This is a genomic window from Bacillus sp. FAU18 (assembly GCF_056033885.1).
The window spans coordinates 1544391-1569711 of sequence record NZ_JBVYHZ010000004.1 but is presented as its reverse complement, the minus strand read 5'-3'; the positions used below and the strand labels follow the sequence as shown (position 1 = coordinate 1569711).

Annotated in this window: 19 protein-coding genes; 8 read left to right on the top strand and 11 right to left on the bottom strand. The window is 39.7% G+C overall.

What is annotated here, in order from left to right; all coding sequences use genetic code 11:
* The first annotated feature begins 46 nt into the window (after positions 1-46).
* Entirely contained in the window at positions 47-1288 is a 1242-nt protein-coding gene (gene pgdS, locus AC0OMU_RS19130) for a gamma-DL-glutamyl hydrolase (RefSeq protein ID WP_322839810.1), read from the top strand.
* 33 nt (positions 1289-1321) lie between these two features.
* Here the strand turns inward: pgdS and ywtE are convergent, their stop codons facing one another.
* Both ywtE and tagT read right to left on the bottom strand, forming a co-directional pair.
* The gene (ywtE, locus tag AC0OMU_RS19125) at positions 1322-2182 is read right to left on the bottom strand and encodes a 5-amino-6-(5-phospho-D-ribitylamino)uracil phosphatase YwtE (protein WP_015384822.1); all 861 of its coding nucleotides are present in this window, start codon (positions 2180-2182) and stop codon (positions 1322-1324) included.
* A gap of 155 nt (positions 2183-2337) precedes the next feature.
* Positions 2338-3306 (bottom strand): polyisoprenyl-teichoic acid--peptidoglycan teichoic acid transferase TagT, encoded by a 969-nt coding sequence (gene tagT, locus AC0OMU_RS19120; protein ID WP_014478157.1) that lies wholly within the window; start codon positions 3304-3306, stop codon positions 2338-2340.
* Positions 3307-3638: 332 nt separating this feature from the next.
* Between tagT and AC0OMU_RS19115 the strand changes: the two genes are divergently transcribed.
* Positions 3639-5012, top strand: a complete 1374-nt coding sequence (locus AC0OMU_RS19115; RefSeq protein ID WP_474241424.1) for a sugar porter family MFS transporter — start codon at positions 3639-3641, stop codon at positions 5010-5012.
* Positions 5013-5048: 36 nt separating this feature from the next.
* On the opposite strand, the gene AC0OMU_RS19110 is transcribed toward AC0OMU_RS19115, so the two are convergent.
* The 3 genes from AC0OMU_RS19110 to gerBA are packed head-to-tail and all read right to left on the bottom strand — an operon-like array spanning position 5049 to position 8733.
* A complete protein-coding gene (locus AC0OMU_RS19110; protein ID WP_474241422.1) occupies positions 5049-6173 on the bottom strand; it encodes a Ger(x)C family spore germination protein in 1125 nt (374 codons plus the stop codon).
* Positions 6170-7276 (bottom strand): spore germination protein GerBB, encoded by a 1107-nt coding sequence (gerBB, locus tag AC0OMU_RS19105; protein ID WP_063334767.1) that lies wholly within the window; start codon positions 7274-7276, stop codon positions 6170-6172. The genes AC0OMU_RS19110 and gerBB overlap by 4 nt, the downstream gene beginning before the upstream one ends.
* Positions 7277-7281: 5 nt before the next feature.
* Positions 7282-8733, bottom strand: coding sequence for a spore germination protein GerBA (gerBA, locus tag AC0OMU_RS19100; protein WP_327844879.1), 1452 nt, complete (start codon positions 8731-8733; stop codon positions 7282-7284).
* 263 nt (positions 8734-8996) lie between these two features.
* Here gerBA and manA point away from each other — a divergent pair, with 263 nt between their 5' ends.
* Both manA and lytD read left to right on the top strand, forming a co-directional pair.
* Positions 8997-9947, top strand: coding sequence for a mannose-6-phosphate isomerase, class I (manA, locus tag AC0OMU_RS19095; protein WP_474241420.1), 951 nt, complete (start codon positions 8997-8999; stop codon positions 9945-9947).
* A gap of 128 nt (positions 9948-10075) precedes the next feature.
* Positions 10076-12718 (top strand): beta-N-acetylglucosaminidase LytD, encoded by a 2643-nt coding sequence (lytD, locus tag AC0OMU_RS19090; RefSeq protein WP_474241419.1) that lies wholly within the window; start codon positions 10076-10078, stop codon positions 12716-12718.
* Between the two features lie 38 nt (positions 12719-12756).
* Here lytD and AC0OMU_RS19085 read toward each other — a convergent pair whose 3' ends face one another.
* The 6 genes from AC0OMU_RS19085 to AC0OMU_RS19060 form a co-directional block, all read right to left on the bottom strand.
* A complete protein-coding gene (locus tag AC0OMU_RS19085) occupies positions 12757-14616 on the bottom strand; it encodes a CDP-glycerol glycerophosphotransferase family protein (RefSeq protein WP_181220390.1) in 1860 nt (619 codons plus the stop codon).
* 18 nt (positions 14617-14634) lie between these two features.
* Entirely contained in the window at positions 14635-15804 is a 1170-nt protein-coding gene (locus AC0OMU_RS19080) for a CDP-glycerol glycerophosphotransferase family protein (protein ID WP_181220216.1), read from the bottom strand.
* A 3-nt stretch (positions 15805-15807) separates the two neighbouring features.
* Positions 15808-16833 carry a ribitol-5-phosphate dehydrogenase gene (locus AC0OMU_RS19075; RefSeq protein WP_003235523.1) on the bottom strand — a complete coding sequence of 342 codons (1026 nt, stop codon included), beginning with the start codon at positions 16831-16833 and terminating at the stop codon, positions 15808-15810.
* Entirely contained in the window at positions 16830-17543 is a 714-nt protein-coding gene (locus AC0OMU_RS19070; protein WP_015384812.1) for an IspD/TarI family cytidylyltransferase, read from the bottom strand. The genes AC0OMU_RS19075 and AC0OMU_RS19070 overlap by 4 nt, the downstream gene beginning before the upstream one ends.
* An 88-nt stretch (positions 17544-17631) precedes the next feature.
* Positions 17632-18783, bottom strand: coding sequence for a CDP-glycerol glycerophosphotransferase family protein (locus AC0OMU_RS19065; RefSeq protein ID WP_181220215.1), 1152 nt, complete (start codon positions 18781-18783; stop codon positions 17632-17634).
* A 95-nt stretch (positions 18784-18878) separates the two neighbouring features.
* Positions 18879-19652, bottom strand: a complete 774-nt coding sequence (locus AC0OMU_RS19060) for a WecB/TagA/CpsF family glycosyltransferase (RefSeq protein WP_063334764.1) — start codon at positions 19650-19652, stop codon at positions 18879-18881.
* Between the two features lie 507 nt (positions 19653-20159).
* Here AC0OMU_RS19060 and tagD point away from each other — a divergent pair.
* The 4 genes from tagD (at position 20160) to AC0OMU_RS19040 (ending at position 25294) form a co-directional block, all read left to right on the top strand.
* Positions 20160-20549 (top strand): glycerol-3-phosphate cytidylyltransferase, encoded by a 390-nt coding sequence (gene tagD, locus AC0OMU_RS19055; RefSeq protein ID WP_015384809.1) that lies wholly within the window; start codon positions 20160-20162, stop codon positions 20547-20549.
* Between the two features lie 99 nt (positions 20550-20648).
* Positions 20649-21833, top strand: a complete 1185-nt coding sequence (locus AC0OMU_RS19050) for a CDP-glycerol glycerophosphotransferase family protein (RefSeq protein WP_181220214.1) — start codon at positions 20649-20651, stop codon at positions 21831-21833.
* On the top strand, positions 21817-23217 hold the full coding sequence (locus AC0OMU_RS19045) for a glycosyltransferase family 2 protein (protein WP_015384807.1): 1401 nt from the start codon (positions 21817-21819) through the stop codon (positions 23215-23217). Before AC0OMU_RS19050 ends, AC0OMU_RS19045 begins: the two co-directional genes overlap by 17 nt.
* Before the next feature lies 1 nt (position 23218).
* The gene (locus tag AC0OMU_RS19040) at positions 23219-25294 is read left to right on the top strand and encodes a DUF6270 domain-containing protein (RefSeq protein WP_474241417.1); all 2076 of its coding nucleotides are present in this window, start codon (positions 23219-23221) and stop codon (positions 25292-25294) included.
* Positions 25295-25321: the final 27 nt, after the last annotated feature.

Sequence of the window (25321 nt, the reverse complement as noted above, 5' to 3'; positions counted from 1 at the left end):
AAAAATACCGATGTTAAAACTGCAAAAAGAGGAGGAGATAGTAAAAGTGAACACACTGGCAAACTGGAAGAAGTTTTTGCTTGTGGCGGTTATCATTTGTTTTTTGGTTCCAATTATGACAAAAGCGGAGATTGCGGAAGCTGATACATCATCAGAATTGATTGTCAGTGAAGCAAAAAAACTGCTTGGATATCAGTATAAATATGGCGGGGAAACGCCGAAAGCGGGTTTCGATCCATCAGGATTGATACAATATGTGTTCAGTAAGGCTGATATTCATCTGCCGAGATCTGTAAACGACCAGTATAAAATCGGAACAGCTGTAAAACCGGAAAACCTGAAGCCGGGTGATATTTTGTTTTTCAAGAAAGAGGGAAGCACCGGCACTGTTCCGACACATGACGCCCTTTATATCGGAGACGGCCAAATGGTTCACAGTACACAGTCAAAAGGGGTTATCATCACCAATTACAAAAAAAGCAGCTATTGGAACGGAACTTATATCGGGGCGAGACGAATCGCTGCCGATCCGGCAACGGCTGATGTTCCTGTCGTTCAGGAGGCCGAAAAATATATCGGTGTCCCATATGTGTTTGGCGGAAGCACGCCGTCAGAGGGCTTTGATTGCTCGGGGCTTGTGCAATATGTGTTTCAACAGGCACTCGGCATTTATCTGCCGCGATCAGCCGAACAGCAGTGGGCAGTGGGCGAGAAGGTAGCCCCTCAGAACATAAAGCCTGGTGATGTCGTCTATTTCAGCAATACGTATAAAACGGGAATTTCACATGCAGGCATTTATGCGGGCGCAGGCAGGTTCATTCAGGCGAGCCGGTCAGAAAAAGTAACCATTTCCTATTTGTCAGAAGATTACTGGAAATCGAAGATGACGGGTATTCGACGATTTGACAACCTGACAATCCCGAAAGAAAATCCGATTGTTTCCGAAGCGACGCTTTATGTCGGTGAAGTACCTTACAAACAGGGCGGAGTAACACCTGAGACAGGATTTGATACAGCTGGATTTGTCCAATATGTATACCAGAAAGCAGCCGGTATTTCCCTGCCTCGATACGCAACAAGCCAGTACAATGCCGGAACTAAGATTGAGAAGGCGGATCTGAAGCCGGGAGACATTGTGTTCTTTCAATCAACAAGTTTAAATCCCTCCATCTATATCGGAAACGGACAAGTTGTTCATGTCACATTATCAAACGGCGTGACCATTACCAATATGAACACGAGCACATATTGGAAGGATAAATACGCAGGAAGTATACGGGTGCAATAAAAGAAAAAGACTCCAATCTCTGGAGTCTTTTCTTTATGCATATTGCCCTGAAAGAAGCTGGTCTATAAAGTAGGCCACACCATTTTCGTCATTGCTTTTTGTGACAAAGGTGCTTTTTTCTTTTAATTCATCAATCGCATTTTCCATGGCGATACGGTGTCCGGCGACTTCAAACATGGACAAATCGTTTGGACTATCGCCGATCGCATAGATATCCTGTGTTTCAATTCCGTATAGATCAGCCAGCTTTGTTAACGCGCGTCCTTTTCCTGACGAGGCCGGCAGGATTTCGATAATATGTTTTCCTGAAGAGGTTTGCGCCAGTTTTTTATGATGCTTCAGTTCTTCCTTCGCTTGTTTCAGCTTGTCCATATCAAAGGAGAAGCAAAGAAGCTTATAAATGTTTTCACCGCCGTCAAAAACCGATTCGATATGAGGGATTGGTTTAATGCCAAACTGTTTGAATTGAGTCATGGCTCCTTGCCACAATTCATCCGTCTGCTCGTTTGGGTTTGCGCTCTTTAGAATGTCAAGCTCCGCGTGCAGCTTAGCTTCGCCGTCAAAAGGAGAAAGCAGATGGTCATCTGTATATACCTCAAAGTAAATGTTTTTTGAAAGTAAGTAATCAGCAATCGCTTTACCGGCTTCCTGATCCATTAATGTCCGGCTGATCAAACGGTAACCCGTGTCATGGATCGTACCGCCATTAGCTGCAATGATAGGGATGTCCAAGTCATCCAGCAGCGCTTTTACATCAAATGTCGCTCTTCCCGTGCAAATGGTGACGAGAATGCCGGCATCAACGGCCCGCTTGATCGCCTCTCTGTTTTCCGCAGAAATGACGCTTTCTTTATTCAGTAATGTTCCGTCTAGATCAATCGCAATACATTTCATATGTAGGGGAACCTCCTTAAAAATGAAGCTGCTTCGTGTAGTATGTTCAGCTTGCCTGTGAAACATAATCCATATAAATTAAGGCTAATCGTTACTTTGATAATTTTCAATAAGGAAATATGTAAAACGGGATGGCGTAATCGCCATCCCGTTCATTATACACCTAAATCGTTTTGCAGCTCTTCTTTAACTTCCTGCAGCTTTTGCTGATTCAATTTGAAATAATAAACTCCGGCAGGTTCATAATCATAACCCGTCAGCTGAATAGACTCAACTGATTTCAATGAAGTGATGAACGGGAACAGGCCGATGGCATCTTTAAGAGATAAGTTCATTTTTAAATTTTGCCCCATCGTATCCACAATATCATCATAAGCCGGAATTGAGCTCAATGATTTTGATTTATCTATAATGGCGCTCAGCACTTCCATTTGTCTTTGCCCGCGTAAAAGGTCACTGTCCGCTTTACGTGTTCTTACGTAAGCGAGCGCTTCTTCCCCATCAAGCGTATGTGTTCCTTTTTGAAGGACGACTTTACCTTTTGTATCTTTTTTGATTTGCTGAATGACTTTATCGCTTTTTACAGTTACTTTGACGCCATTTAACTCGTTTACGACGTCTTCAAAAGCCGTGAAATTGCTTTCTACGACATAATCGACGGGAATATCCAGCATTTCTTCAACTGTTTTCACAGTCAAGTCAACGCCGCCGTAAGCGTGAGCATGTGTGAATTTATCATACCCGTGGCCTGGGATGTTTACATAGGCGTCACGCGGAATGCTCAGCATTTTAGCTGTTTTTTCTTTCCGATTAAATGTAACCAGCACATTCGCGTCACTTCTTGCCTGATCGACGGTCTCGCCGTTTTTCTCCCTGGCATCAATTCCTAAGAGCAATACAGAAAAAGAATCTTTTCCAGGATCAAATTCTTTGATCCGTTTTACAGATTGTTCTCCGCGTGCAAGGCTGACATGAGCTTCTTTAGAAGCATTGTTCAGCTTTACAAAAGCATAGGCGCCGACAGAGCCTGCCGCAATGACTAAAAAAGCCATTAATCCGGCAACGACTTTCACCCATTTTTTTAGTTTTCTTTTTTTCTTTCTGCGCTGTGATCGTTCTTCCATATATCAATACCTCACGTTTCTTTAATATTTGAAGCGTACCATTCTATTTGCCATGGGGCAACTCCCCGAAAGACATTTTTCGATAAATATTCCTATATTTATAAGTTCTTGTTTTTGAAAATTGATAACGATGATGTGCTGAATCACCTTATATTGGACGCCGCAGCAGGTAAAATGTTTCGGCGACATTGAAAAAAATACAAGTAAATGATTGGAAAACTTAAGATCAGCAAAATAAAAAGGTTTAATGGCTGGAAAAAGAGGCTAAAAGATTTCTAAAAAAATCCCACAGACAATGTCATTGCAGCTGATGGAGAAAGGGAGTCATCTTTATGAAAAAGCAGTCAAATATATGGCTTTATTTTTTCGGAGCTCTTGGAGGCGCGTTATATGGCTATGATACCGGAGTGATTTCCGGAGCTATTTTATTTATGAAAAAGGAGTTAGGCTTAAACGCGTTTACAGAAGGTCTTGTTGTCAGCTCCTTACTGGTTGGGGCGATATTAGGCTCAGGAGCGGCTGGTAAGCTGACTGACCGTTTCGGAAGAAAAAAAGCAATTATGGCGGCCGCGCTGCTGTTTTGTATAGGCGGTCTTGGTGTGGCACTGGCCCCAAATACGGGAGTCATGGTGCTGTTTCGCATCATTTTGGGACTTGCAGTCGGAACATCGACGACAATCGTGCCGCTTTATTTATCTGAACTGGCGCCAAAACATAAACGCGGGGCGCTGTCATCACTGAATCAGCTGATGATCACGGTCGGCATCCTTCTTTCTTACATTGTCAATTACATATTTGCCGATGCCGAAGCGTGGCGCTGGATGCTTGGATTGGCTGCTGTGCCGTCATTGCTCTTGCTCATTGGCATTTTGTTTATGCCTGAGAGCCCGCGGTGGCTGTTCACGAATGGCGAAGAAAGCAAAGCGAAGAAAATTCTTGAAAAATTGCGTGGCACAAAAGATATTGATCAGGAAATACATGATATAAAAGAAGCGGAAAAGCAGGATGAAGGCGGCCTGAAGGAGCTGTTCGATCCATGGGTGCGCCCAGCGCTTATTGCCGGTTTGGGACTCGCTTTTTTGCAGCAATTTATCGGAACGAATACGATCATCTATTATGCGCCAAAGACCTTTACAAACGTCGGATTTGGAAACTCCGCTTCGATTTTAGGCACGGTCGGAATCGGCACAGTCAATGTTCTCATGACATTAATAGCGATTAAAATCATCGACAAGATTGGAAGAAAGCCGTTACTGCTATTCGGGAATGCGGGCATGGTGATCAGCTTGATCGTTCTCGCTTTAGTAAATCTCTTTTTCGATAACACTCCGGCTGCCTCATGGACGACCGTCATTTGTTTAGGCGTGTTTATCGTTGTCTTTGCGGTCAGCTGGGGACCGGTTGTGTGGGTGATGCTTCCTGAATTGTTCCCGCTTCACGTCAGAGGAATCGGGACCGGTGTTTCGACCTTAATGTTGCATGTTGGGACACTGATTGTTTCACTAACCTATCCAATATTAATGGAAGCGATCGGAATCAGTTATTTATTCCTGATTTATGCCGCGATCGGTATCATGGCGTTCTTATTTGTCCGATTTAAAGTGACAGAGACAAAGGGAAAAAGCCTTGAAGAAATTGAACAGGATTTACGGGACAAAAACGGACAGGGAGTATCGGACGGAAAACAGCAGACTGTTGGAACATAAAAAAAGGTGCGCGATCATGCGCACCCTTTTGATTGCTTACTTTCCCACCGTGCCAAAGTTAATGATTTTAAAAGAAATATCGTACTTAAAATCAGCCTCAGAAAATATTTCATCCCAATGTCCTTTTACTTTATTCCAGTAGTCAGGGTGTTGAATCCTTATGTGGTCTGATAAAAAGACCGGATCGGTTTTATACTCGTGCTGCAGTTTATCCATCACCTGCTTTACATCTCGTTCAAGCTTTTTCTCAAAAATGTTCTCCAGCCTGTGCAAATATCTTTTGCTAAAGGAGTTTTCATGCGAGTTTTGGTCTTCTGTCAGGATGCCCTTCGTTTTAACAGAAATCTGAAAGACAGGCTTTCCGTTTTCAATGATCGGCTTAATTTTCGTTTTTGACTTTTTGAGTTCAAACGTAATCGGATGTCCTTTATCTGTCGTTGGCATGACACCGCCTTGGATCGTCCCCATGACCCATGTCAGTGTCTGGGTTTCATCAGCTGAAAGAAACCCAACGAGTTTATTGCTTCCTCTTTTGATAACGCCTGAACCGTCATACTTGGCTTTTCCCTTTTGGTTTTTCACGGCTTGAATAAGATAACTGTACCCGTTCTGAGAGTATATAGATGCTCTGCCGATGCGCAGCGGTATCATAATCTTACCGTTATATCCACTGTGAGTTGTCAAATCAATCAGTTTTTCTGAGGGCATCGGCTGCTGCTGATTGGGGTTTCCTTTTGTGAAAACATCAGCTGCATTCCCTCTGGCTGCCATCAAATAGCTGCTTCGCCGCAGCTCATCATCCCGGATAAAGTGGTTGAAGACTTGGTCTACATTTTGATTCCTCATCAGTTTTTCTCCCAAGAGAATCACTTTTAAATGATCGCTATAAACAGGAGGGTCCTTGATGGATACATCACTGACTGCTTCCAGGATCGTTTTCCCGTAGGACGTCACATTGACAAATTCGGGTTTTCCGGATGCTTGGCTGTCTTCGCTTTGGGGAAGAAGGTTTTGATACGTCAGTTTGTACTGGTGATCATCTGTCTCATCGATCGCCAGCCCTCTGGCGAAGGATAGTTTCTCAATATTTTTGACATCCCAGCACCCGCAGAGAACCTGCAGCATAAGAAACATGACTGCGAGTTTTGTTGCTGTTTTCATTGCAGCTGACTCCTCCCAAGTTTTTTCTGTACCCAGCTTAAAAGCCAGACGAAGAATGGAATTGCAATCACAATTAAGAAAGCATATCCAAGAAGCGTCCCGTAATAAAACACGTCATTCAAGTCCTTGGGATACATCGTTATGAAAAACGTCGCAACCAGCATTGCAGTCAGCAGCCAAGCATTGTTTTTATTTTTTAGATGAAAGATTTCCGTTAACCCGATATGGGCGCCTTTGAAGGATCCGAGCATACAGGTAAATTGCTGAGCTGTCCAGGTCAGCTGTAAAAACAGATCAAATCGTTCAATAAAAATACCCGGAACCTCTAATGCGTGGATGAGGGAAATGGTCGGCCATGTCACCGTTTTTGCCTCAGCCACAGTCATACAGCCAATCACAATGAACAAAGTAATGCTGTAGAACACTGTAGAAGTCCCGATCCCAAAAGCAACAGCCTTTTTCGCTTGCTTCGGATCTCTCATAAATGGGACGAGATAAAAAATAATTTCAAATCCTGAGAAATATAATAGTGTTTTAGGGAATAAAGAGAAAAAACTTTGATAGCCTCCCTCAAAAACAGGCCGGATAAAATCGAACTGGAACAAGCGAAAGCTGAACATCAGAAGCATCATAAAAATAATAAGGGTTATAGGAAAAATATAAGCGTATACTTTTGCAATTGAATAAACGCCTCCGCCTACATGATAGATGGCAACTGCAAGAAATATAAACACAACAACTGCCATTGGCGTGTTTTTCAACAAAAAGAATCCGACAACCTCTCCCAAAATCCGAGCTTGAAAGCAAACAATCCCAATGAAATATAGACAGATATATAAATTCAATAGAAAGCCGATGAATTTTCCAGCTACCATGCTGTTGAGCTTAAAAAGAGTTTTTTCGCTGTTTTTTTGAAGGAAAGGCAAAAAAAGCAGAACAATGATAATAAAAATAACGCCCTGCAGCAGTATCATAAGCCATCCGCTCGGACTGCCGGTTTCGGCAGCTGAGCGGGGAAGGGTTAGGACCCCGGCACCGATCAGTGTGCTGCTGATCATAATGAGCGTCTGCATAAATGTCAGTTTATGCTCTGATTTCCTCATAGCCATCACCTTTGTCTGATGTTATCTTCAGGATCGTTTCGTGTCGGTCTTCTTTTTAAAAATATAGTAGGAATGCGGATCACCGTGTCTTTTAAATCCTGTCCGGGGATTGCCAACATTGGAATAATATAATCCTGTCCAAAGCTTTTCAGGCGCATGAGATGGCCAATCACAAACAGATAAACCATTATAACGCCATACATGCCAAGCGCTGTTGCACTTATCATAACCCCGATCCGAATGATCCGCAGCGGAAAGTTATAGGCGTATGAAGGAACGGTAAAGGATGCCAGTGCTGTGACAGAAACGACAATGACCATAAGCGCACTGACAATTTGTGCCTGAACAGCTGCCTGTCCGATGACGACCCCGCCGATAAGGCCAATTGTCTGTCCAATCGGCTTAGGCAGCCTTAACCCGGCTTCTCGAATCAATTCGATCGTAAAGATCATGATAAAGGCCTCTATAAAAGGCGGGAACGGTACGTTAAGCCTGCTGCCTGCAATGGAAATGGCCATTCTAGTCGGCAATAGCCCGGTGTGAAAAGAAACGAGAGAAATATACAGACCGGGCAAATAAATGGTGATCAGGATGCTGGAATAACGAAGAAGGCGTACAAGTGACATTGGGATCCAGCGCTGGCTGTAATCATCGGGCGAATGAATAAATTCGTCAACCGTAGCCGGTACAATCAAAGCAAACGGCGTACCATCCACTAATATGGACACTCGTCCTTCTAACAGTGCAGCCTCTACACGATCTGGTCGTTCTGTGCTTAATATTGTGGGGAAAATTGAAAATGGTTCGTCTTCAATCAGCTGTTCAAGCGTCCCCGATTCCGGCAAATTATCTATATTGACTGATTTCAGCCTTTTAAACACTTCTTTGACGACATAATCGGGGGCGATATCCTGAATATAAGCGACAGCGATTTTCTTTTTCGTCCTTTTTCCGAGTGTCATTTCTTTGATGACGAGATTAGGATCACTCGTCCGTTCACGCAAAAGCGCCGTGTTTGTCCGCAGTTTTTCAATAAATCCTATTTTAGGACCGCGTTCCACGACTTCGGAGGAGGGTTCATCAAGACTGCGTGTTGTGACTGACTTAGTGTCGAAAGCTAATCCTCCGCGATAGCCATCAGCGAGCAAAATGGCTTGCCCTGAAAAAACGAGCTGCTCTATTTCTTTCATTGTAGAAACAACGCTGTGGTGAAAGCCGAAAAAAAAGGCGGATAAGTCTTCAATCGAGCATTCCTTATGGGCTAACGCCTCTTTTTGTAAAGGAGAAATGACGTATTGCGCCAGCATTTTATTCTCTGTCAGACCGTCAATATACAGTAAACACGCCTTTTGTCTGCTATCTCCGAAAGCAAATGTATAAAACATCATATCGTCGTTTTGTCCCAATGTTTTTTTCAGTGTGTCTAAATTGTTCTGGAGATCAGAGTCGATTTGCATAGTTTCTCTCCTTCGTAAACAGATTGACGGTTTTATTAATTTGTATCAAAAAAGGAGAATTATTCTTATCGAGGAAAAGGCTGAAACAAAGCTTCTTTTCGACGTGATATAATAGATAGGAAGCGTTTTCTTTGAAGGGGTAATGAAAAGATGATGCTTTGTACATATGTTGTCATCGGAAAAAGACAGCTTATACGGGCGTTTGTAAGAGGGGCGCACCGGGAAAATGATGATCAGTTATTTACAGGGGAGGGGTACGGATCATGACGCAATCACCGATTTTTCTAACGCCTGTGTTTAAAGAAAAAATCTGGGGCGGAACCGCTTTACGAGATAGATTTGGATACAGTATTCCTTCAGAATCAACGGGGGAATGCTGGGCCATTTCCGCTCATCCAAAAGGACCGAGCACTGTTGCAAATGGCCCGTATAAAGGAAAGACATTGATCGAGCTTTGGGAAGAGCACCGTGAAGTATTCGGCGGTGTAGAGGGGGATCGGTTCCCGCTTCTGACAAAGCTGCTGGATGTGAAGGAAGATACGTCAATTAAAGTTCACCCTGATGATTACTATGCCGGAGAAAACGAAGAGGGAGAACTCGGCAAGACGGAATGCTGGTACATTATCGACTGTAAGGACAACGCAGAAATCATTTATGGGCATACGGCCCGCTCAAAAACCGAACTTGTCACAATGATCAACAGCGGTGACTGGGAGGGCCTGCTGCGAAGAGTCAAAATTAAACCGGGTGATTTCTATTATGTGCCGAGCGGAACGCTGCACGCATTGTGCAAGGGGGCCCTTGTTTTAGAGACTCAGCAAAATTCAGATGCCACATACCGGGTGTACGATTATGACCGTCTTGATAGCAACGGAAGTCCGAGAGAGCTTCATTTTGCCAAAGCGGTCAATGCCGCCACGGTTCCCCATGTGGACGGGTATATAGATGAATCGACAGAATCAAGAAAAGGCATAACCATTAAAACATTTGTCCAAGGGGAATATTTTTCGGTGTATAAATGGGACATCAATGGCGAAGCTGAAATGGCTCAGGATGAATCCTTTCTGATTTGCAGCGTGATAGAAGGGAGCGGTTTGCTCATGTATGAGGACAAAACATGTCCGCTCAAAAAAGGCGATCACTTTATTTTGCCGGCTCAAATGCCCGATTTTACGATAAAAGGGACTTGTACCCTTATCGTGTCTCATATTTAAACTTAATCTCACTTCGAGATTAAGTTTTTTTATTAGAAAATGGAAGTGATTCACCTATAAATGAAGCATGCGCGTGCCGATAAATAAACTAGTTTTATATACTCATAGAATAAGAAAGAGGAGAAGGAATGAAAAAGAGACTAATCGCACCTATGCTTCTATCCGCCGCGTCCCTTGCCTTTTTTGCCATATCTGGTTCTGCCCAGGTAGCCGCGTATACCGACTACTCACTATATAAAGTAGAGCCGTCGAATACGTTCAGTACAGAAAGCCAAGCCTCACAAGCTGTCGCCAAACTGGAAAAAGATACTGGTTGGGATGCATCCTATCAGGCTTCAGGCACAACAACGACCTACCAAATTTCCGCCTCAGGCATTCATAGCGAATCAGAAGCGAAAGCAATACTGAGCGGACTCGCCAAACAGACATCGATTACAGGAACGTCAAGTCCTGTTGGAAGCAAACAGCCATATGTCACCATCTCGTCAGGTGCCATCTCCGGAGAAAAACAGGCCAACACTATCCTAGCAAAGCTGAAACAGGAGACGGGAGTGGCTGGCGCTGTAAAAGCTTACGGAGCAGCTCAGCCCTATATGAACGTCAAGACATCAGACATTGCTGATGAGACAAAGGTCAAGGCGCTTATCCAGAGCCTGGCTAAGCAAACGGGGATTAAAAGCTCGTATCAGCCCATCACACACACGGTGTCTGTCACAACCATTCAGTCTGGCACAATCGTGGGAGACAGCAGAGCTGCGCAGATCAAAAACGCCTTTCAAAAGGAATCGGGGCTGCAGGCATCATTAAAGGAAACCGTGAAAGGACAAGCCTATTATACGTTCACAACTGCCTCCATTTCAGGTGAAGCGAATGCCAAGACTCTATTGCAGCAGCTGAAACAGAGCACTGGCATCACAGGCAGCTACAAGTCCATCAATCAAAAAACAACCGTTGAGTCATACAATGTCCAATCAGCTTATTTCAAAGGGCTGAATACAGTAAAGGATGCCATCAGCCAAATCAAGAAAAACACCGGCGTATCCGGCAGTTATCAACAGGTTGGAAAAAGCACATCATATACCGTGAATATGAAGGGTATAACAAAACAGCAGCTTCAAAAAGTAAACACTTTCTTTAAAAAGAAAAAATGGCATTACACGTCATCCAGCGTCAAAAAAACGGCAACGTCTGCCGCTTATCAAATCACGACGGCAAAGATTTTAGGCGAGCAGCAAGCAAACAAAGCAGCAGCCTTCTTTGCTCAGAAAAAAGTAAAAGCTGCAAAAACAGCAGCTGGATCAACAGCAGAAAATCAATATCAGCTCATCTCAGAAGAAACATCAGATCAAGCAAAAGTCACAAAGGGTTTGAACATATTAAAGAAAAATCAGCTGAGTGCTTCTGCGAAACCCGTCAAAAAACAAATAGCTGACACGTTTAAAATCACAACCGAATCTCTGCTTGATCAAACGAAAGTCAATCAGGCACTCACGTTTTTCAAATCAAATCATATATCAGCAGCAAGCCAGAAAACCGGTCAGACAGCTGCGAGCAGCTATCAAATCACAACTGAAGCTATCATCAGCCAAGAAGAGATTGACCGCGTTTTAACATTTTTTAAACAAAATAAAATCGCAGTCACAACATCAAAAACAGGCCAGACTGCATATACACAATACAAAATCGTGACAACACAGCTCAGCAGCAAAACAGCATTGAACAATGGGTTAACCTATCTTAAATCGAAAAGGGTAACCCCCAGCTACACAACGAAAAGCAATACGCTTTATAAAATCAACGTAAATGAGCAGTTCACAGGCAATGATACAGCTGCTGCGGCATCAACAAGGTTAAAACAATTATACGGATGGACATCATCTATCGTGAAGATCAAAAATGGCCCGCAAATCATGAAAACAAATTACAATCTCTCGCTTCGTGATATGGTCCAAAAACAAATGACAGTAAGTCCGCAAACAGACGGAGCGGCTTACGTATCGCTCACGTACATTAATACAGCAACATCAACCGTTACGGCTGATGTACTAAATATCCGGTCAACGCCGGAAGTCAGCCAGGCAAACGTGATCGGCCAATTTAAAAAAGGCGATAAAGTGAAAATCATCGGACAGATAAACGGCTGGGCTAAGATCAATTTGGGCTGGCGAAACGCAAGCAGTGGTGAAGTAGTTCAATACGTGGATCCGAATAACTTTTCCAGAGACAGCAAATACTACTTCCAATTTCTCAAGCTGTCACAGACAGCGGGCCTCAGCGTTACTGAGGTCAATCAGAAAGTGCTTGCGGGTAAAGGCATCCTGACAGGGAGAGCAAAGGCATTTATCGATGCCGCCAATCAATATAGCATCAACGAACTGTATTTAATCTCACACGCTCTTCTTGAAACAGGAAACGGGACATCCGCCTTAGCCAATGGATTAACCTATAACGGAAAAACCGTATACAACATGTATGGAATTGGAGCATACGACAGCAATCCGAATTACTACGGAGCCAAATATGCGTACGAGCAGGGCTGGTTCACACCAGAAGCGGCCATTATCGGAGGAGCTAAATTCATAGGCTCATCGTATATCCACAACACAGCTTACAATCAGGACACACTGTACAAAATGAGATGGTCAGCTACAGCGACACACCAATACGCAACAGACATCGGCTGGGCGTACAAACAAGTAAACCGCATGTACAGCCTGTATTCATTGCTGGACGGTTATACACTTTACTTTGATGTTCCGGAATATCAATAAAAAAAACACCTTTTGCGGCTGCAAAAGGTGTTTTTGATTTATCTTTTAAGAACTTTATCCTCGGATGGCTCTTCTTCCTGAGGGAAAACAATTTGATCGACGACTCGCTCACTTGCTTTTCCATCAAGATCATCGAAGAAATAATGAACAAATGAATCAATTTGCTCAAAGTTATACTTCTCTTCTTTAATGATCGAAATCATTTGCTCAGACGTTTTCGCAAGAGGGCCAGGAATAAAGTCAAAGTAATCGTAATAGAAATCACGTTTGCGAATATAATCATCTACATCATAGCTGAAGAAGATCATTGGTTTATTTAATAAAGCATACTCAAAGCAAACAGAAGAGTAATCCGTTATCAGAATATCTGTTACGAGCAATAGCTCGTTAATTTCCCTGAACGAAGAGAAATCATAAAAGAAATCGCTGTACTGATAAGGAATATTGGCATCGTTTCGTACGAATGGATGAATTTTGAATAAGAAGATATATTCATCCTTTAACTCACGATACAGACGGTCAAAATCAAGCACTTCAAAAGGATAATGAGCTGATTGCTGACCGTTTCCGCGGAAGGTTGGAGCAAAAAGAATGACCTTTTTGTCCTTTAGAAACGGATATTCCGTATAAAGGCGTTCTTTTACAAATGCCTTCTTCGCTTCATCAAAGAAAAAGTCTGTCCGCGGTACGCCCGTAGCAATGACGTTTTCAATGTCTACGCCAAAGCCCTCTGCGTAGTGCTTCCGTATATTTTCAGAGCTGACAATAACCTTCGTGTAGTTTCTATGGTTTTTCGAATGCGGTGACGGTCCTCCCGGCAGACCGATTCGGCTGTAGCCGAATGTCTTAAAGGCACCGACAGCATGCCACAGCTGGACAAGGTCCGCATTTTTACGGATTTTTAACGGATAAATAATCGGATAAAAATCATCTATAAAAATGATTTTGCTTGTCGCAAAATGATAAGCCATAGACATCAGTTCAGACAGGCTTTTTCTATCTCGAATGCTGCTCTTTAAGAAAAATTTGAAATCAAAATTTTCTTCACGTTTCAGCAGCTCTTCATAAACAAATTCGAAGTTTCCTGTCATATCAAGCCGGCTGTCAGAAGCAAAGACAATTTTATTAGACTTAATTGGAAGCAGGCGGAATACATCATAAGCAAAATGGAATAAGCTTGTATTCAGCTTGCGCAAAAAGCGGTTTGCCTCTTTTCCAGTATCCAGCTCCAAAAGGCTTGGATCAATTTCCTGCAGTTTGTTGCAAGACAAATTAATCGTCTTTTCGCCCTCATCATAATTAACGATTAAATTGAACTTCATCAGCTTTTTAGCAGAATGAAATTCCATTTTTGTGGCATACACATCATTAGAGAGGAAATTACTAACATTTCCGACTGTATGCACTTCCTGATGTTTTACATTTTGATCATCTACAGCTTCAATCTCGAGAAACAGCTTATACTCGCCCTGCGGAAGAGGCTTGTCATTCATCAGCTTAGAAAAGTTAATCTGCTGTGAAAATCCTGCCCACTTATAGGCTCCAGGCACATTTGAAGTATCAATTGACAGCTTATCTACCGGAACATCCCGCAGTGAAACAGCTGTAAATAAAATACCATTGTTCACCAATAATAAACGTTTTCGAACCTGATCCTCTTTTTGAAGCGGCAGGCCCTTGATATACATATAACCCGCAATTTTTAAAATTGACCCATTCCAAGAAAACTCAGAAATCTTTCTGACAGGGACTTGCTGGTTTTCTTCAATTCGCTTCGTTTTATCAAAAAGAGAAAAAACCCTGTTATCAGCTGGATGGACAATGACAGCTGCATTTTCTTTTTGCGTTTTCTTTTTTGATCTGAAAAGTCTGTTCTTGATCTTTCTTGCCAGCTTCACTTTGTACCTCACTTTCTCCTAATCGGCACCAGATGTTAAAAATGATGAAATAAAATCGGCCACCCGCTCTGAAGATTTGCCGTCCTGATGGGTGATAAATGCCTGTGAAAAATCTTCAATACGTTTCGTATCAGCCTCGTGATCACTCTCGATATCGTATACAAGTGATGCAACGTCTTTAGAAATCGGCCCGGGTACAAACGATTCAAACGGGTAGTAGAAATCACGTTCTTCCAAGTAGTCTTCTAAATCCGGGCAGTAAAAATACATCGGACGATTCAGCAGGCTGTACTCGAAAATAACTGAAGAATAATCGGTTATCAGCCCATCAGAGATTGCCATCAAATCGTACAAAGAGTACGAATCAGTTAAATCCAGCACAAAATCATCCTCTTCCGTGTGCGCATGTTTGCGCATATACGGATGAAGATGGAGGATCACGACATAATCTTTATGGTTTAGCGCCGATTTTAATTGTAGCAGATCAAGCGGTATAGCGTCACCCTCTTGATGATGTCCGCTGCCTCGAAAAGTAGGAGCATACAAAAGCTTTTTTTTATGCTTCAGTTCAGGATAAACCCGATGAAACTCATCCAGTACAGTGCGAATATGTTCCTTATGATAAAAATAATCCGTTCTTGGAATGCCGAGCGGCAAAATCTGCTTTTGCTCCATTTGAAAGGCTTCGGCGAAATGCGGAACGGCAGCGGGTGCACTGACAATGGCATAATCATAGTTTGAATGCACGGGAACAATCTTCAAATAATCAGAAGAAGGGCCGAACGGCTTGTTCACAATGCTGTAGCCAAATTTTTTAAACGCGCCGCAAGCATGCCAAAGCTGGATGGCAACAGTTTCCTTTCGTTTTGGCACAACATACAAAGGAAAATAATAATCATCCAACAAAAGCACGCGGCATGTTGCAAGGTGATATAACGAGCTGAAAAGATGAAGCAAATATGCAGCTCGTCCGATCAGCCCTTTATCCATCTTGCGGAACAGCAGGGTGATGCGAAGAGACGGATCTTGCTTCAGCTTTTCATAGACACCTTTAAAATTATCACTTAAATGATCCTCACGATAGGAAGCTATGACAATTTTGTTGTGCTGTACTGGTAATAAAGCGCTCAATAGTTTATAAGCAGTGCCGAATACTCCTTTTACAATTCGTGTAAGGAATGTTTTCACTGTTTAAATTTCCCATTCAATAACAGTTTTTCCCCAAGATGAAGTCAAATCTGCTTCAAACGCGTTTGTAATTTCCTCAATACTGCGTACCGGGAAGCGTCCGCCAACTAATGTTTCTAAATAATCAACGACTTCAGGGTATTGAGCTAAAAAGTCTACAGTACGGGCAAAATCCTCGCGTCCGCTGCGGCTGCTGCCGATCAGCGTAATCCCTTTTTCAAGCACCATTCTTGTTTCAATTTCAACAGGGTATTCAGACACGCCTAAGAGCGCTACACACGCTTCAGGATGGACATGGGCAATGATTTGCTCAATTGCGCTTTCACTGCCGCGTCCGCCCACGCATTCAAAGGCATGATCAATTCTGACATCTTCAGGAATGTCGTTAATTTGATAAGCTGCATCAACAAAAGAAAAATGATCAAGCTTGTAAGGTGTTTTTCCGAAAATAAACACCTTGCTGTCTGGATATTTTTTCTTCAGTAGAAGCGTCATGATAAATCCGAGATTTCCGTCCCCCCAGACACCGAATGTGTCACGCTTCTTATGCGCCATGCGCTCAAAGCGGGAAAGCGCGTGAACTGCAATTGTAATAAGCTCAGTGAAGGCTGCGACATGCGGATTAATGCTGTCTGGAAGCTCAACAAGCCGATCAGGCGCCATGAACATATAATCCTGCATAAATCCATCATAACCGCTTGAACGGAATCTGCTGGACCGCAGGTAATTCTCCGCGATGACTTCATGCTCTTCAACCGGTGTATTTGGCACCATAACAACCCGGGTTCCGACTTTAAATGTGCCTGTCGGATCAAACATGACTTTTCCGATCCCTTCATGGATCAGAGCCATCGGCAGTTTTTTGTCCATCGCTTCTTTGCCGCGTGAGCCAGTATAATAACGCTGGTCTGCAGCACAGATGGATAAATGGGTAGGACGGACGACGACCTTATCTGAATGGACAACTTTATCTTTATATGTCACTTCAAATTGTCGGGCAGAAACTAAACGATATGTTTGATTAATCATTGTGAAATTCGCTCCTGTAAAATGGCATTAGCCACTTTTAAGTCATATGGTGTCGTTACTTTAATGTTAAAGACTTCACCGCGGACCAGCTTCACTTTTTCACCTGCTAACGAGCAGATCTTGCAAGCGTCAGTAAGGACAGCTTTTTGCTCATCGGACAGTTGATTATAAAGCTCGACCAATTTGCTGATCCGGAAGCTTTGCGGTGTTTGCCCCTGATACATGTTATCGCGGACAGGGATATCAGAAATAAATTCCTGGTCTTCTGAAGCAATAATTGTATCAATGGCTGAGATAACAGTATCAACCGCGCCGTATTGAAGAACAGCATCAATGTTTTCATCGATAATGCGATGAGTGAGAAACGGACGCACAGAATCGTGAGTGATGATCACGTCATCATCCTGAATACCGAATTCTTTTTCAATATAGCGGATGCCGCTCATAATAGATTCATTACGGTCGCTGCCGCCTTCAACGACAATCAGGCGATCATCCTGCCCGATAAATTTCTTTAAAATGTCTTTTGTATGGTTAATCCACTCTTTAGGGGAGACGATTAAAATCTTATCGAAACGGTCATTTAATAAAAACTTTTCAACCGTATGAATGATAATTGGGCGTTTATTTAACGGCAAAAACTGTTTTGGCATATTGACGTTCCCCATGCGGGAACCTTTTCCACCGGCTAGAATCTCAGCATAAATCATAAAATGACTCCTTCCTTACTACAACTCATAATGTTTTATAAAAGGTTTTCATATTATTTGCAATACCGATCTCTATTATATATAAAGATCAGTTTGATTTCTCATTTACATAGCTTAAAAGCAGCTTGCTGGCATTCCCTCTCGAGTACAGATTCCATTCACGTGAAAAGCGCTCCACTTCAGTTTGAAGCCTGTTCATATCTTTCAGCTGGTCCAAGAGCATTCCTGAATCACGGCAAGGAACCCCGGGGATTACCTCTGTATAATGGCGGATTAAACCGCGGGTTCTGTTGTAAGCCTCCATATCATACGTATAAAACAAAATGGGTTTGTCCAGCAAAGCAAATTCAAAAGGGACAGAAGAATAATCTGATATTAACAGATCACTCATTTTTAAAAGGTCTGCAAGAGGGAGGTCTGATACGTCTTTTATCCACGCACTATCCCCATGCAATTGAGCAGATTGCTTCATAACAGGATGAAGTTTTACTGCAAGTAAATATTCTCCTTTTAAATCATGCTGCAGCTGTTTTTCTGAAAACGGCAGCGAAAAGCTTTCAAACTGATGATCCCTAAAGGTTGGCGCATACAGGATGATTTTTTTCTCTGCCGGCAGGTGATATTTGCTTTTAAGGTCATTGCTGTTTTCCTTCACCTCATAGTAAGCATCGGTTAAAGGCACGCCAAACCGAAGAAATTTATCACCTTTTATATCGAAGAATTCCTTGAATATGTCAGCCATATGTTCAGAACCGACGACAATCCGGTCAAATGAAGCATACACTTTGCGAAAGCGTCTCACGTCAGCCCGCGAACGATTCTGTGTGTTGATATCCTTTAACCCAAATCGTTTAAACGCTCCATTCGCATGCCAAACTTGGATACACTCGATATCAGGTCTGCAGGTCAAAACGGTTGTCAAAACAAAATAGTTATCAACAATCACAGCTTTACTGCTCAGCATAGAAAAGACCGCTTTATATATATGAAGCGGGTGTTTTTCGTTAATAACTGAAACAGTAAGCTCAGGAAATTCTGTTTCCAGCGATTTGGCATGCTGGGTCAAAAGTACATGAATGGGAAATGAGTAGTGTCCCATCTGATATTCCTTTAATATTGCCCGGGCATTATCAGGAAAGGAAACAAGAAGGGTCACTTGACTTCCCGGTTTGACCCAAAACAGCAATGCGCCGATGACTTTGATGAACAAATAGTAAAAAAACGCAAACCAGGATTTCAATCTGTCATCAGCTCAAAACGGCTGCCGCGGATTGTCGGCAGGCACAGCGAAAGGTTCATGCATTTCATTACATACCATAGCTCCTTTAAGGCCCATTACAGATGGCGTGATTGATCTTTGACCTGTCCTGTATATTGCGGCTTTGCTGAAGTTCGTTCATGTTTCAGCACGGCTGTAACATACTTAGGAATGCTAAGCATTCTTCTCCAGCGCGCAGGGTTTGTGATCAGCCTGTACATCCATTCAAGGTGAAAACGGATAAAAAATGAGGGCGCTCTTTTGACATTGCCGCTGAACACATCGAAGCTTCCGCCCAGCCCTACAGAAACAGCCTGAGGGAATAGATGTCGGTATTTATGGATAAAGAACTCCTGATTAGGATAACCTAAAGCAACAAATACCATGTCAGGATTTGAGGCTGCAATCTTGTCTGCCACCTCACGTTGATTCTTCACATAACCGTCAGAATATCCGGCAATTTCAATCCCAGGATAATCACGTTTGACTCGCTCGATTGTCTGAGCAATCACATGCTTAGCTGCACCGTAAAAGAAAACCCGTTTTTTCTTTTGATCAGCCTTCTCAAGCAAAGACGTAAACAAATCATAACCGGCGATTCTGGATTGAAGCGGCTTACCAATTAGCTTGGAAACCAACACTACACCAATGCCATCCGGCAAAATAAAATCAGCAGATGAAAGAACCGCTTCATAACGCGGATTTTGCATCGCTTCAAATCCGATTTCAGGATTCGCTGTTACGATGAACGCACCTTTATTCTGGTCCAAAAATGACGTTTCTAAATGTGATACAAATGAAGTCAGTTCACCGTCTACAAAATCTAATTGATTAATGGGTTTCGTTTGCATCGTATCAACCCTCCTTTTCATCTATATGTCTATAAAAAACACGTGTCATTCGTATAGTTTGATTAAAGACTCTTTGTCTGAAAACATTTTACTCTATCTTACCACAAAAATCTTTAGGAACTTTTAACATTCACATTACAATTCCTTCACGTTTTGACGATGAATTAATATGAGGAGGGCGTACAAAATAAATGACGCAGCAGAAAGAAAATCGTTTCACTTAAAAACGCGACAAAAGATTCGATTTTTTCGAAAAAGAAAACTTGTTATAATGGGTATGGGTGAGACATTAGACCTGTAAAAATTATACATCAATACAACGATGATACCAAAAAATGCTGGTGATTGACATTTTTAAAGAGCCTTAACTTTTATAGGAACTTATGCTATTATTGTTCAATATTAATGGTACGTAAAAAATGTGTCGAAATTATAAACAATCTGTTAAGGTTTTTGGTTTTTTTCTGGTACTCTCAGTTGAAAACGGTTGGAAGGTGATGTTATCTGATGAAGAAAGTGATAACGTACGGAACATTTGATTTATTTCATTATGGACACATGAAGCTGCTGCAAAGAGCAAAAAATCTGGGTGATTACTTAATCGTAGGATTATCTACAGATGAATTTAATCTTCAAAAACAAAAAAAATCGCATCATTCCTATGAACATCGAAAATTCATTTTAGAAACAATTGATTTTGTGGATGAAGTGATTCCCGAAAAAAACTGGGAACAAAAAATTTCAGATATTCAAAAGTACGATATAGATACATTTGTCATCGGTGATGATTGGAAAGGGAAATTTGACTTCTTAAAGGAATATTGTGAGGTCATTTACCTTCCGAGAACAGAAGGCATTTCAACTACCCAAATCAAAGAAGACATGGCTAGTTTATAGAAGCACTAACTTAAAGAGGCTTGAAGTAATTCAGTTGCTTCTTTTTTTCTTGTTTGCTGAGATAAGTATTTAATTGTTCGAACATTTAAGGAGTCTAAAATGAAATCAAAGATTTTAATGAATTATAGAAGTCTATTGGTCAGAGTATACTCAATTGCTTTTAGAACAATTGGGCTTTTGCCCAGGAATGAAAAATTAATCATCTTCGAAAGCTATTCCGGCAAACAATTCAGCTGTAATCCACGAGCAATTTTTGAGTATCTTGAGGAAAATAAAGATAAATATGATTACCGATTAATCTGGAGTATAGATAAAAGAAACAAAGATTTATTTGATAATTTAGATGTGAAATATTTAAAAAGATTCTCTCTCAAATGGCTATGGTATATGGCTACAGCGAAATATTGGATAACAAACAGCCGCTTGCCGTTATGGATCCCAAAACCGAGAAAAACCACATATGTGCAGACTTGGCACGGAACTCCCCTAAAAAAACTTGCAAATGACATGGACGAAGTACATATGCCCGGCACGACGACTGAACAATATAAAAAAAACTTCCTGAAAGAAGCTAGTAAATGGGATTATCTCATTTCACCTAACGCTTACTCTACGGAGATTTTTAGAAGTGCTTTTCAGTTTAAAAAAGAAATTATTGAATCTGGTTATCCGAGAAACGATTTATTATATGCAGAAAATAGAGACGATATTAGTAAAAGGATTAAAAGAAAACTAAATATTGACGATAATAAAAAAATCATTTTGTATGCACCTACATGGAGAGACAATGAATTTTATGGTGTGGGAAAGTATAAATTTGACTTACAACTTGACTTAGAAGAATTACAAAAAGAATTTGAAGATTCTGCTGTTTTTTTATTAAGGATGCATTATTTAGTGCGAGAAAACTTTAATTTGCAAAAATATCATCATTTCATTAAAGATGTTTCTTTGTATCAGGATATCAGAGATTTGTACTTGATAAGTGACATATTAATTACTGATTATTCATCAGTTTTCTTTGATTTTGGCAATCTAAAAAAACCTATCATTTTTTATACCTATGATTTAGAACTGTATAGAGATAAATTAAGAGGCTTTTATTTCGATTTTGAGCAAAATGCCCCAGGTGAAATTGTAGTAAATAAAAAAGAACTTTATTTGAAATTGAAAAATATTATTCAAATGGGCTCTATACCAAATAAATACAATCAATTTTATAATGAATTTTGCTCTATTGAAGATGGTTTTGCTGCTAAAAGAGTAATTGAAAGGATTTTTTAGAGTCAGGAAGGAGGTTAGTATTATATTCTCATTAATTATTCCAGTTTATAATGCGGAAAAGTACTTATTAGAGACGATAAATAGTGTCATTAACCAAACGCTTGATTTTGAAAAATATGTTCAAGTCATTTTAATTGATGATGGTAGCACAGATGATAGTAAAAAAATTTGCGAAGAACTGCAAAAAAAGTACCCAAACAATATAAATTATAAAAGGATAAATAATACTGGCCCATCTGCAGCGAGAAATATGGGACTGAAACTAGTCAATGAAACATCTGAATATATTGGATTTCTTGACTCTGATGACAAAATATCTCTTGAGGCCCTCTATCAAGTAAAATCTTTTTTTGAGGCAATGGGAAGTAAGGTAAACATTGCAGTCTTACCGATACATTATTTTGGTTGTAGAGAAGGCGAACATAAATTGAATTATCGCTTTCTTAAAGGAAATAGGGTAGTTAACATTTTGAATGAATATGACGCTCCTCAATACTTTATAGGGGGAAGTTTTTTTAAAAAATCTCTTCTGCAAAAATATGGTTCAAAATTCAATGAAGATTTGGACTTTTGGGAAGACGCCCTTTTTATGAATAAATTGATATTAAACGAGTCTTGTTACGGGGTTGTAGCAAACGGAAAGTATTTTTACAGAAAAAGGTTCGAAAGCAATTCGTTAGTTGATACTTCTTGGTCATCAAAAAAACGTTATACAGATTTTTTGAAAAATTCTTATTCAGTTTTATTTGAATGGTCTAAAGAAATTTATGGTGAGATACTTCCTTATGTACAATATTTAACTGCTTATCATATTAAACTATATTTATACCCTAAAAATAGAGATCAACCTATAGATATTTTGAATACTAAGGAATTTAATCAATTTATTCTTGAGTTTAAATATATTTTAAGTGAAATAGAATCTAAATATATTCTGTGTCAAAACATGAATAGTTACTATAAAGAGCTAATGTTAGAGTTTAAGAATGAGAAATATTTATATGCTCACGGTGTTGAAAAGCTAAAAAAGAAAAATATCACTATAAATGATGTTAAATATAAAGGATACTTTTTAGTTTTAAAAGGCCATTTTATTAATGAACTTTATGAGATGAAAAAAGATGACAGAATTTATCTAAAATATTTTAATAAAAAAATATATGCCAAACAAATACAACTAGATGAAAAAATAATTATATGGGGCCATAAAGTTAGAGATTATAAATATGCAGGTTTTAGTTTAAAACTTCCCATTTGGATTTTAAAATTTTCAATCGGATTAGAGGGAGAAAATTTTTCAGTAGTACTCAATGAAGTTAATTTATTAAAAACTCTTCATAAAAAACTATTATGTATGAATAGTTTAATTGGAAAGGCGAAATGACATGAGTATATTAGATGTAAAATATGATGAGATAAAGGGAAGTTTGAAGATACTTTGCGAATTTAGTAAAGATGAAAATTTCCATGCTTTTTACTTAGAAAAAAAAGTAAATCATCGAGATACAGAGCTTCTTGAAAGAATAAGAATTGAATATGAAGAAATCAATAGTACCTCACTATGGTTAAACGTTGATCTTAACATAATTTTCACTTCCTGTAATATAAGCGAAAGTTTCTGGTCAGTATATATGATGACATCATCGGGGAAGAAATTATTAAAATTTGATCATGGCGAAAAAACTACTTTTCCCTATTTTATACCTCATCAATATTCTATATACAAAGTTAGACCTTATATTGCAAAAGATTGTTCTTTAGCATTCTTTATAAGGCCCATTGATTTTATACCGGTTTTAAATGAATTTAAACAAAACGTAAATAATCAATTTCAATTAAATATTGAATGTGTGGGAGCTGACTACAAAAGCCTTTTGAATAGTCAATTTTCGTTATCTCTTTTAAGACGGGATCAACCTGATTTATATTTTTACTCAGATGAGATAAATATAGCAAAAGACGATAATTCATCGGAAAATTTACATTTCTGTATACCAAAAGATTTATTAATAAATAATGATTTGTATGATGTATTTTTAAAAGCAGAAGTGCCCTTAAATAATGATAATGAATTATTATCCAATCAAAAAGAAGTATATTTAAAAGTTAATATAGAGAAAACTATAATAGGAGTACTCCAAGAAAATAATTATCCTATAAATGAGTTTTACTCTTTAAAGGCAAGTGAAAATGCTTTAAATCAACTTTCTTTTCAAACAGTCAAAAAACTTTCTGCAAATATTAGTAAAGTTGATAACGATGAGGACGAGCAGAAATTTACATTGGAAATAAAAGGAGTAAATCTGTTTGTAGACACTCATTCCCAGCTGTTTTTTGTGCTGAAAAGAAGAAGAAAACTTGGAAAAGAAGTTGAATATTATGACGAGATTGCACTTCCATTAGAATTTAATGAGAGTCATTTTACAGCAAAAATATTAAAATCAACTACTTTTTCTGAGTCTATTCTTAAAGGAAATGAAGTCTGGGATGCTTTTATTCGCATAAATAAAGAAAATTACTTTATAGAAAGCGAAGTTAGCGTAAATAAAGAAACAACTTATTCATTTAATTACTTTAAAACAAACTCAAAGCATTTAATAAATTCAGATGCTAAATTTTTTATAAACGGAAAATCTAATCTATCTCTTTTTATTTCAGACCGACAAACAGTAGGAACTAAACCGATCAGAATTGCTGTAATGGGCACTTGCTTCAGTAGAAACCCTTTTAACTCCAGAGATTATTTCAATCCTGGATATAAGAAGATTTATGAGTGTGTTTATACTCAATTCCACTCTTCAATAGTGAGCTTGGTTTCTGAGCCAACCCCTTTTACTCGTGATGATTTTAAAGATATAAAAGAGCAAGATATCAACTTTGTTGAAACAGATTTCAAAAAAGATTTTTTTGAAAAACTTAAAAATTCACAGCCGGATTATCTCATTATTGACCTATACTCGGACGCTGCAAAATCACTTATTCAGTTTAGCGAACAACAATTTGTCAGTGCAAGTTTTATTATAGAACAAAGCCAGTTTTTTAAGAATTTAAGAAATGTAACTATTATTAACCATACTAATAACAAAAAATATTTTGAAATATACAAAAAATCCCTTGATAATTTTATCAACAAATTGACAGAGGTCATACCCGCATCAAAAATCATTTTAAACAAAGGTCGTTTTACGAGTAAATATAAAGATAGTAATGGGGAAATTAAACCTTTTGGAGATCAGGATTTAATTAATAGGAATAATTATTTTTGGGACAAAGTTGATAATTATTTTGAATATAAGCTACCTAGCGTTAAAATTATTGACTTGACAAATACACCATTTATTGGTGATGAGAGATATCCTTTCGGAAAATCATTCTCTCATTACGAATCAGCATATTATAAAAAATTTATGGATCGTTTAAATTCGATAGTACTTGAAGATATACAAACAGAACTAAGGTGATTATAAATCATTTTAATAAGGAGAAAT